Raw genomic sequence first — 10,353 nt, forward strand, 5'->3', positions numbered from 1 at the left:
CAACTTGCATGAGCGATAAGCAAACTCCTGAAAATGCAGTGGATTATAAAGCCACGCTAAACCTCCCAGGTACTGAATTTGCAATGAAAGCAAATTTGGCAGTACGTGAAGCGAAATGGTTAGAAGAGTGGTATGCCGACAACATTTATCAGCAGATTCGTGCATCGCGTATTGGCAAGAAAAAATATGTGCTTCATGATGGCCCTCCCTATGCTAACGGTCAAATCCACTTGGGCCACGCGGTCAATAAAGTCTTAAAAGACATCATTATTAAAAGCCGTATCATGGACGGTTTTGATGCACCGTATGTACCGGGCTGGGACTGTCACGGTTTGCCAATCGAACTCAAAGTAGAAGAAAAAGTCGGTAAAGTGGGCGTTAAAGTTGATGCGTCTACCTTCCGTAAAGCCTGCCGTGAATATGCCTACACTCAAGTCGAACTACAAAAGAAAGACTTCATACGTATGGGCGTGTTTGGTGACTGGGACAATCCTTACCTCACCATGAACTTCAAACAGGAAGCCGACATTGTTCGCTCGCTGGGTGCCATTGCCAAAGCCGGTCATATTGAACCGGGTTTAAAACCTGTGAACTGGTGTCTGGACTGTGGTTCGGCATTGGCTGAAGCAGAAGTTGAATACGAAGATAAAAAATCGGACGCGATTGATGTCGGTTTTACCGTCGTTGATTTGGCAGATCTGTCTGTACGTTTAGGCATTCAAGTGACTGACCGCACTGACATCGTAATCTGGACCACTACCCCTTGGACACTTCCTGCCAACCAGGCAGTTGCCCTGCACGCGGAAATTGAATACCAGTTGGTAAAAGCACGTGGTGAAGATAAATCTGCACAAAACTTTATCCTGGCGAAAGATCTGGTTGAATCTGCAACTGAACGTTATGGTTTTAGCACCGTTGAAATGATCGCAGATTTTGCCGGTAGCAAACTTGAAAACCTACAACTGCAACATCCTTTAATTAGCGACCGTCAGGTACCCGTAATTTTAGGTGAACACGTGATTGCAACCAGCGGTACTGGTGCGGTACATACTGCGCCTGGCCATGGTGTGGATGATTATAAAGTTGGCCTACTGTATAACTTGAAAGTCGATAATCCAGTCGGCGGTAATGGTGTGTATTTACCAACTGCACCGATTTTTGCCGGTGAGCACATTTATAAAGCCAACCCTAAAATTATTGAAGCATTAAGTGAAGCGGGCAAACTTTGGGCACATCACCCCATCAAGCATAGCTACCCACATTGCTGGCGTCATAAAACCCCGATTATCTTCCGTGCGACACCACAATGGTTCATCAGCATGGATGCCAAAGGCTTACGTCAAAATGCACTCAATGCAATTGAAAATGACATCAGCTTTGTACCGGATTGGGGTAAAAACCGTATCCAATCAATGATCGAAGGTCGTCCGGACTGGTGTATTTCACGTCAACGTACCTGGGGTGTGCCAATTCCGTTCTTCGTACATAAAGATACCAATGAATTGCACCCACGTACCCCGGAATTGACCGAAGAAGTTGCGAAACTGATCGAACAGGAAGGGATTGATGGCTGGTATAACCGTGATGCTTCTGAGTTCATCGGTGCCGATGCTGAACAGTACAATGCAGTACGCGATACCCTAGACGTATGGTTCGACTCTGGAACAACCCACTTTGCCGTGCTTCGTGAACGTGAAGAATTGACAGACCCTGCTGATTTGTATCTTGAAGGTTCAGACCAGCACCGTGGCTGGTTCCAGTCTTCATTGTTGACTTCAATTGCCATCAATGAACGTGCGCCTTATAAAGGCCTGTTGACTCATGGCTTCGTGGTAGATGAAAAAGGCCGCAAGATGTCGAAGTCGATCGGTAACGTAATCACTCCGCAAGACATCATTAAAGATATGGGTGCTGACGGTTTACGTTTCTGGATCGCCTCTGCGGATTACCGTTATGAAATGACTGCCGGTAAAGAAATCTTTAGCCGTGCCTCGGACGGTTACCGCCGTATCCGTAACACATTGCGTTTCTTGCTTGCCAACTTGAACGGTTTCCAGCCAGCAACTGATGCATTGCCAGTCGATCAGTTGATTGCCTTGGATCAATACATCTTGCAACGCGCAAGCGATGTACAAAAAACTATTCAGCAAGCTTATGAAGATATGAACTTCCATATCGTTACTAACGCGTTGACCAACTTCTGTATCAATGACTTGGGTGGTTTCTACCTCGACATCATCAAAGACCGTCAATACACCACCAAAGCGGACTCTCAGGCACGTCATTCTGCACAAACTGCACTATATCATCTGGTACAAGCTTTCGTTCGCTGGATGGCACCAATCTTGACCTTTACTGCTCAAGAAGCTTGGCCACTGATTCCAGGTCAAACCGAGAAATACGTGTTCACAGCTGAGTGGTATGACATTCCAGTGGCTTCAACTGCAAACCTAGTTTCAGAAGCCGACTGGCAGACTTTAATTAGCGTTAAATCTGCGGTAAACAAGCAAATTGAAGCGGCACGTAATGCCAAACTGATTGGTTCTAACCTTTCAGCCAAAGTTGAACTTTGGGCCAATGCGGCATTAAAAGCGGTATTGGATCAACTTGGTGATGAACTTCGTTTCGTACTGATTACTTCACAAGTGCTGGTGAATAACTTGGATGAAGCCCAAGGTGAAGCGACCGATCTTGAAGGTTTACGCGTTAAAGTTTCAGCAGCAGATGGCGAAAAATGTGCACGCTGCTGGCATGTTCTGCCTGATGTAAATACACATCACGAACATCCAGGTCTTTGTTCTCGTTGTATTATTAACCTTCCTACAGGTCAAGGCGAAGAGAGAAAGTATGCCTAATCCGCAAAATAAAAAGGGCTTATTTCAGTTCTACCCACACAATTTGCTGTGGGTGGGATTATCCATTGTTGCCATTCTTCTGGATCAATGGACCAAATGGTTTGCAACAACCCATCTGAATTATGCAGATCCTGTACCTGTACTGCCCTTTTTAAACTGGACATTGCTACATAACTATGGCGCAGCCTTTAGTTTCTTGTCCGATGCCGGTGGATGGCAACGCTATTTCTTTACTTCGCTGGCAGCGTTAGTGTCTGTGATTTTTGTGTTTTGGCTGATGCGTATGCCGAAAAAAACCGTGATTTTGCCTATGGCGATTGCCCTGATTCTGGGGGGTGCCATCGGTAACCTGATTGACCGTGTAAGCTTAGGTTATGTGGTCGATTTTATTCACGTGTATTATCAGAACCACCACTTTCCTGCTTTTAATATTGCCGATAGTGCCATTACCGTGGGTACTATCTTGCTCCTGATCGATACGTTTTTCCTAGAAAAACAACGTATTCAACGTGCGGAAGCGCAACACAATGACTGATTTTATTAATCCAAACGAGGAAACTCGTATTGAAGATGGCTCTAAAGTAGAGCTGCATTTTTCCGTGGCCATTGAAAATGGCGTGGAAATTGACAACACCCGTAACCGTGAAGAACCTGTCAGCCTCGTGATGGGTGATGGCAGCTTGTTGCCGGGCTTTGAAAAAGCCCTCTTCGGTTTACGTGCTGGTGACCGTCGTACCGTGAGTCTTCCTCCTGAAGAGGCTTTTGGTCCCTGGAATGCTGAAAACGTACAAAAGTTTGACACGGTTAAATTCGAGCAGACCCCTGTTGTAGGTCATATGATTGAGTTTGAAGATAAAGCCAAGCAAAGCTTATTTGGCGTGGTGAAATCGGTTGGTGAAGATATTACTGAAATTGATTTCAATCACCCGCTTGCCGGCAAAGATATTACCTTTGAAGTCGAAATCTTTAAAGTGACTCCTGCAGGCCAGCAAGGCATTAAAATTATGTAAGGTTTCAGCCTTATGCCTTTAAAAGCTCCTTCGGGAGCTTTTTTATTTTCTGTTTTTATCACAAGATTTGAAAATACAAATCCATAATATTCAATGAATAACATTCATAATAAGTTAGAGATGAAAATTTTAAAAATTTAGGCTCAATACATGAAAATATATATTGTCGTGGGTAGCGTGCGTGAAGGCCGGACTGCAATTAAAGTAGCACGCTGGGTAAAACGCAGCATCGATCAAGCCAATTTTAGTACCGTTCAGGCCGAACTGGTCGATTTAAAAGAATGGAATCTGCCAATTTTTGCCGGCAGCCATCCACCCATTACCGGCATTTATGATCAACCCAAACAGCAAGATTGGGCCGACAAAGTGGCTTCGGGCGATGCCTTTATTTTTATCAGCCCTGAATATAATCATGGCTACAGTCCAGCGCTTAAAAATGCCTTCGATTACGTCGGTAAAGAATGGCAAGGTAAACCTGCAGCGTATATTGGCTACGGTGCCACCAATGGCTCCCGTTCCATAGACCAGATTCGCCAGGTTGGAACACAACTTGGCTTAGTTGACAGTAATGCAGTCATTGAAATTCGCGATATTTTTTCACGTAATAAAACCGAAGAATTTGAACCCAATGACTTTGATGAAAAAACCTTAAAAAATGTGCTAGATAAACTGATTCAATACGTAAGTTCCTGATGTGAAGAACTGTTGTACGCTTAAGCTTACAAAAGTTGAAGAATATATCTACTTTTCACACATTACCTTTCACGATATATTTAACTCATACCGAGACAGGAAGTCTCTAAGTTTAAAACTAAGAAGATAAGCGATATAACAGCAGGATGCTGCAAGGTACGACAGGAGTTATACCTTAAAATGAATATGAAAAAGCCTCGACAGGATGTCGGGGCTTTTTTTTGCCCAGGGTGTTGATCTGACTGACCATTTATCGAAAACTTGAACCCAACCTACTAAAATTTACATGCGACTGAAATTTCAAACCCTATAATCATCACCATTCAAAAATGATGAATCACTGGAATAATCTTCAAAATTATTCCAGCCATTCTCAACAAAATAATAAAAAGGAACGATCAAGACAAGTAGACCTTTTTTGATGCCATGTACCGTGATGCCCTGTTACTACAATGGCAAAAAGGTGATGTAGCCATTGTGGATAATATCAAGATCGCCCATTGGCGTATGAATGGCGAACAAGGCAATCGTAAACTGATCCAGATCCAGGCCAATGCCTTTAATGCCGATGAGCATTATGCAGCCTAATACAATCAAATCATAAATGCCGACCTTTTCAAAAGCCCGCCTCAGGGCTTTTGAATATTATGGACTGCATTATTTCGCAGTCATTTTCAGCAGTCTGGCATTGTTACCATCTTCCAGTATCCAAATTGAACCGTCTGGGGCTTGCAGCAAATCACGGATACGTTGCTTCATATCCACGCGCTGAACTTCAGTCACAGGTTTCATGGCTGTATCTACGACAATAATGGCTTTGGAAGATAAACCACCTATCAGGGCTTTATTTTTCCATGCAGGAAATTGGGAACCATTATAAAAAATCAGGCTGGATGGTGAGATAACGGGAGTCCAGCTGATCTCAGGCGCTTTAAATTCAGGGCGGGTATTATGATCAGGAATATCTCGACCATCATAATGATCTCCATTTGAAACCACGGGATAACCGTAATTTTCACCTTTTAGAATCAGGTTCAGTTCATCCCCACCTTTGGGACCCATTTCGGCAACCCAAAGTTTTCCTTGCGCATCAAATGCAATGCCTAATGGATTACGATGTCCCAATGACCAGACCTGTTTTGCAACCTCACCCTGACCGCTAAACGGATTAGCTGCGGCGGCTGTACCATCTGCATTTAAACGCAATATTTTGCCTAAATTGGATTGCATATCTTGGGCAGGAGTAAATTTCTGACGTTCACCCGAACTCAGCCAAAGTTTTCCATCCTGACCAAACAGGAGCCGATGAGCATAATGCCCCTGCCCTTGAACCTTGGACACTTGTTGCCAAATGGTGGTTAAGTTTTTAACTTGTGGTTTTTGGCTATTGGACAAGTCTAATTCACCACGTGCCACCACAGCCCCGTAGCCTTCCTGTCCTGCTTCTGCATAACTTAAGTAAATGATATGGTTCTGAGCAAATTGAGGGTGCAAGGCGATATCGCCCAAGCCTCCTTGTCCACCATAGGCCACTTTAGGCATGCCTTTAACTTCGGTCTTGTGTTTGGTTTGAGAATCAAATAGCTGTAACTTTCCCTTTCTTTCCGTCACCAATAAACGGCCATCTTCTAATGCGGTCATAGCCCAAGGTTCATTAAACTGGGTCATGGTCGCCAGTTTATAAGTTTGATTAACTGAACTTGAAACGGCTGTAGAAGATGAAGTTTCAGTGGCTTGTTTAGATTCTAAATTTTTTGAAGAGTCAGTCTGTGCATTACACGCGGTTAAACTCGATGTACTGATTAATATAGTTGTGGTCAGCATACAGTGTCGGAATATTTTCATCTTTATTATCCTTTGCTATTCAAATAGCTCAGCACTTTTATTCTAAATAAAATATTGAAAATCACTATTTTTTATTGGTAACAAACTTTCATTTCGATTGGTCTGGTGGGAGTTGTGTAAGACATAACGTACATAAAATGGTTCTATTGGCTTCTATCTCCTTCAAGATAAATTTCTTATTCTAAATTCATCAGGAGACAGGACGTTTCCCAAACAGAAAACAACAATAATAAGGTTTGAGCATCAGGAAGTTAGGTAGAACAACTGTTCTATCTAAGCAACGCATACAAAGAAGCCCTATCAGGATGATGGGGCTTCTTTTTTATTAAAGTGATTTAAGCTATGCCTTTTAAGCTTTTGAGATAAGCTGCAACGTCTTTATTTCCTGCCATTTCAGCAAGTTCTAATGCCGTATAGGTACTGCGATGATTAATATCTGCACCTTTACTGATCAATAGTTTCACGACTTCTAAATGATCATTTTCAGCCGCCGCGTGTAAAGCGCTATAGCCTTCTTCATCGGCAGAATTGACGTCTAGACCTTCCTGTAAGGCCTGCTCGACTTGGTCGATGTCGCCTAAAGAGGCCCAATAAACCAGTTCAGGAAGATGCAGTTCATCATCATCTTCAGGGATTGGGGAGAATGAGTTGAGTTTCATAGCTTTTCCTAAAAACCAAATTCAAACTAGATTTAAAATGCATCAGGCTTCATGAATTCAAGGCCAGTTAATTCAGAAGCTATACCATAAATAAATTGTGAACCTGAAGTTTTAATAAATTCGTTTAGTAACCAGTTATGATTAACATTAAAATGACCTGAAAATGAAATAGGGTCATAACGACTTAATTCACTTAGTCTATGCATTGCAGCATATATCAAAACTAAAGATGAATTTTTTATATTGTTGTGATTTTTTACAGATTTTTTTAAGTACCATCGATTTTGTGTTGAATAAATAGGAATAATCCTAGTTCTAATAGAGCTATGATATTTAGCAAACTCGACTAAGCTGCTTTCTATATCTCTACCAGACCATTTAAATCGTCTTTTTCTCCTAATTTCATATATGCCATTATTTTCATACAACTCAAATCCAGGCTGTATTGTGTTTCTAGTATGAGCATTAATATATCTTTTATTGATCTCAGCATGAAACCAAGCTTCTTTACTTCCATCTCTTCTCAAAAAGCATTGGTTTTCTAAGGGGATAAACAGTTCAGTAGAACTACTATAGGTAAAACAGTAAGCTCTATGTATAAAAGGTAGATGCCAAAAAATCTCTTTTAAACTAAAGTTTTTTCCAGCATTTGTTGGCTCGCCTAAATAATTGCATAATGCTGGTAATATGCCAGAGCCTTGAAAATCAACTATTTCATTATCTAAAGATTTTTTTATACCAGTAGTTCGTCCTCCAACTCCATGATATTCATCAAATTCCTGACTTTTAGCTGTTAAAAGAGCTTTTGTCGCATTTAGAAAACAATAATACAAAGTTAAAGGAGCTGATAATTCTGTTAAGTTTAAAGAGGCTGTATAAAAACCACGTGCTTGTTCCCAATAAAATAAAGCATCTTTTTGATGATTTTTCTTCAACCATAGAGATACAAAATTCCATGGGTCAGAACATAAGACACGTGAAGATCTAAAGTCAGGTGATTTTATACAGCCATGTAAACTAATTGCTTTACCTGATATAAAAAGCTTATGAGCCGACATTCGAACCCTTAATTAAATTTCTATTTAAAATAAATATTTATATTAATACTATTCTTTATTTCAGAATTTAAAAAGCCCCCTTTCGGAGGCTTCTTTTTTAAACTTAACTTCTAAACTTTAGACACTGCTGGTTCAGCTGAACCGATCTTTTCAGACTCATCGTCATGCATAATCAAAGCAACCGCAATCGCTGTAATCAGTACTGGTAAACCCACTGCCATGAAGTTGAAGTACGCAGGTAAGTTCATACCCAATAATCCACCAATCAGAATTGGCCCTACAATCGCGCCCATACGACCAATTGCAGATGACCAACCAATACCTGTTGAACGTATTGCCAAAGGATAGAACTGTGCAACATAACTATAAAGAAGCATTTGCGAACCAATCGAAGCTGCACCCGCCAGGAATACCAAGATGTAAAGCAGGAACTGGTTAGACTGGAAGCCCATAAGACTCATCACAATCGCACCCATCATACCTAAGAACATCAATACAGGTTTTAAATGGAAACGGTCCGCAAGAATACCACCACCGACAATACCAACCACAGCACCTATGTTCATGACCATCATGAACATCAAGCTGTTATCCATTGAATAGCCTGCAGCCATCATCAGCTTCGGTAACCAGCTGCTGAGTGCATACATAGTCAGCAAGCAGGTGAAAAATGCTACCCAAAACAATAAAGTATTGGTTGCACGACCTCGACGGAACAAGCTCACCACGTTTGCAGCTTCAGGCACATTTTCCTGAGGTAAGGTAAAGGTTGTTGTATCTGTTACTTTTACATTCGGCGCTAAGCGACGCACAATACGACGTGCTTCAGCCTGCTTATTTACCTTCACAATAAAAGACAAAGATTCTGGTAGGAATTTCCAGATTACAGGCAGTAAAAATAAAGGAATACCCGCGATAAAGAACATGATTTGCCAACCAAAATCCGGGGTAAACCATGAGCCGAGTAAAGCAGCCATTACGCCACCTACCGCATAACCACTGAACATGGTAGTCACAAGTGTGCTACGCATCTTTTGTGGGGCATATTCAGAAGTCAGTGCCACCAGGTTTGGCATCACACCACCAATACCAAGACCGGCAAGGAAGCGTAACATACCAAATTCAGTGGGATTAGAAGCAAAACCACCTGCAAAGGTTAAACCACTAAATAATACGATACAGATCATAATCACTTTTTTACGACCAATCTTGTCCGCCAAGGAACCAAAGATCATCGCGCCAAACATCATGCCTGCAAGCGCAGTACTGGCAAGCATTCCCGCTTGAACGGCACTTAGGCCCCAGTCCTTCATTAATAGTGGTAAAGTTACACCATTAATCGCCAAATCATAACCATCAAATAAAATTACCAGTAAACACCAAGCAACTACATTGAAGTGAAAAGGCGTAAATTTCGCATTGTCGACTACAGAATTAATATCTACAGTTTCCGTTGTCATCGTTCTCATCTCCCATGAGTACTTGTCCACATACCTAACAATCAATTGTTAAGTAAAATTTATCGCAGCCAATATACGCATATGATTTTTTATAAACAATAAGACTAAAGATTATGAATTTTCCTTAAAATATTAAAGATATCCATATGTATTAAAAGGATTTATTTACAAAATAAATGACTTTTGATTTGGTATTAATTAGAGTGATACAGGTCACATTTTTGAATAAAAACCAATCAATCATTTTATTTTTATTAATATAATCTAAACAATATCGGATATAAAAACGACTATAAAATTTTCTAATTTAAAAAATATATGTTCTGAATTTTTGTATTTTTATGAAATATCATTTATAAATATTCCCCGCAAAAAAAACACCCCCAGCCTTTTGGCTGGGGGTGTTTGGAATAATGAGCTGGCGATGACTTACTCTCACATGGGTAATCCCACACTACCATCAGCGCTAAGAGGTTTCACTTCTGAGTTCGGGAAGGGATCAGGTGGTTCACTCTTGCTATTGTCGCCAGCACAACTGTTTATGATTACTCGCTATGGTCTTATTTACGTTGCTTTTGCTTCGTTTTGCCTAGCTTTGGTCAAATGAGTTATTAACAGAGATACTTGAGTTGAATATTGTCTTACTAACGAGCTTATGAATCAAGCTGTTTTGCTGAATATCGAATCAATTGAGCTTTTATACAACAACTGTTTGGGTGTTGTATAGTCAAGCCTCACGAGCAATTAGTATTGGTCAGCTTCATGCGTCACCG

General features: G+C 41.1%; 9 protein-coding genes and 1 rRNA gene. 5 read left to right on the top strand and 5 right to left on the bottom strand.

The features are described from left to right. The first annotated feature begins 8 nt into the window (after window positions 1-8). From ileS to B9T29_RS16195, 5 genes are all read left to right on the top strand, one after another. Window positions 9-2,855 carry an isoleucine--tRNA ligase gene (ileS, locus tag B9T29_RS13635; protein ID WP_086176441.1) on the top strand — a complete coding sequence of 949 codons (2,847 nt, stop codon included), beginning with the start codon at window positions 9-11 and terminating at the stop codon, window positions 2,853-2,855. Beyond that, complete coding sequence (gene lspA / locus B9T29_RS13640; RefSeq protein ID WP_086176442.1) at window positions 2,848-3,390, top strand: signal peptidase II; 543 nt, start codon at window positions 2,848-2,850, stop codon at window positions 3,388-3,390. The genes ileS and lspA overlap by 8 nt, the downstream gene beginning before the upstream one ends. Continuing rightward, window positions 3,383-3,865: an FKBP-type peptidyl-prolyl cis-trans isomerase gene (locus B9T29_RS13645; protein ID WP_086176443.1), complete on the top strand. Its 483-nt coding sequence runs from the start codon at window positions 3,383-3,385 to the stop codon at window positions 3,863-3,865. Before lspA ends, B9T29_RS13645 begins: the two co-directional genes overlap by 8 nt. 150 nt (window positions 3,866-4,015) lie before the next feature. Next, a complete protein-coding gene (locus B9T29_RS13650; protein WP_086176444.1) occupies window positions 4,016-4,558 on the top strand; it encodes an NADPH-dependent FMN reductase in 543 nt (180 codons plus the stop codon). A 426-nt stretch (window positions 4,559-4,984) separates the two neighbouring features. Continuing rightward, window positions 4,985-5,146, top strand: coding sequence for a TauD/TfdA family dioxygenase (locus B9T29_RS16195; protein WP_228146616.1), 162 nt, complete (start codon window positions 4,985-4,987; stop codon window positions 5,144-5,146). A gap of 69 nt (window positions 5,147-5,215) precedes the next feature. Here B9T29_RS16195 and B9T29_RS13655 read toward each other — a convergent pair whose 3' ends face one another. The 5 genes from B9T29_RS13655 to rrf all read right to left on the bottom strand — a co-directional run bounded on the left by B9T29_RS13655 (window position 5,216) and on the right by rrf (window position 10,111). Then, a complete protein-coding gene (locus B9T29_RS13655; RefSeq protein ID WP_086176445.1) occupies window positions 5,216-6,403 on the bottom strand; it encodes a PQQ-dependent sugar dehydrogenase in 1,188 nt (395 codons plus the stop codon). Window positions 6,404-6,738: 335 nt separating this feature from the next. After that, window positions 6,739-7,062: an ankyrin repeat domain-containing protein gene (locus tag B9T29_RS13660; protein WP_086176446.1), complete on the bottom strand. Its 324-nt coding sequence runs from the start codon at window positions 7,060-7,062 to the stop codon at window positions 6,739-6,741. 32 nt (window positions 7,063-7,094) lie between these two features. Continuing rightward, entirely contained in the window at window positions 7,095-8,120 is a 1,026-nt protein-coding gene (locus B9T29_RS13665) for a YaaC family protein (protein ID WP_086176447.1), read from the bottom strand. 110 nt (window positions 8,121-8,230) lie between these two features. Continuing rightward, window positions 8,231-9,580, bottom strand: a complete 1,350-nt coding sequence (locus tag B9T29_RS13670) for an aromatic acid/H+ symport family MFS transporter (protein ID WP_086176448.1) — start codon at window positions 9,578-9,580, stop codon at window positions 8,231-8,233. A gap of 416 nt (window positions 9,581-9,996) precedes the next feature. Further along, window positions 9,997-10,111: ribosomal RNA gene (gene rrf, locus B9T29_RS13675) — 5S ribosomal RNA — on the bottom strand. Between the last annotated feature and the right edge of the window lie 242 nt (window positions 10,112-10,353).

Source organism: Acinetobacter sp. ANC 3903 (assembly GCF_002135315.1).
GTDB lineage: Bacteria > Pseudomonadota > Gammaproteobacteria > Pseudomonadales > Moraxellaceae > Acinetobacter.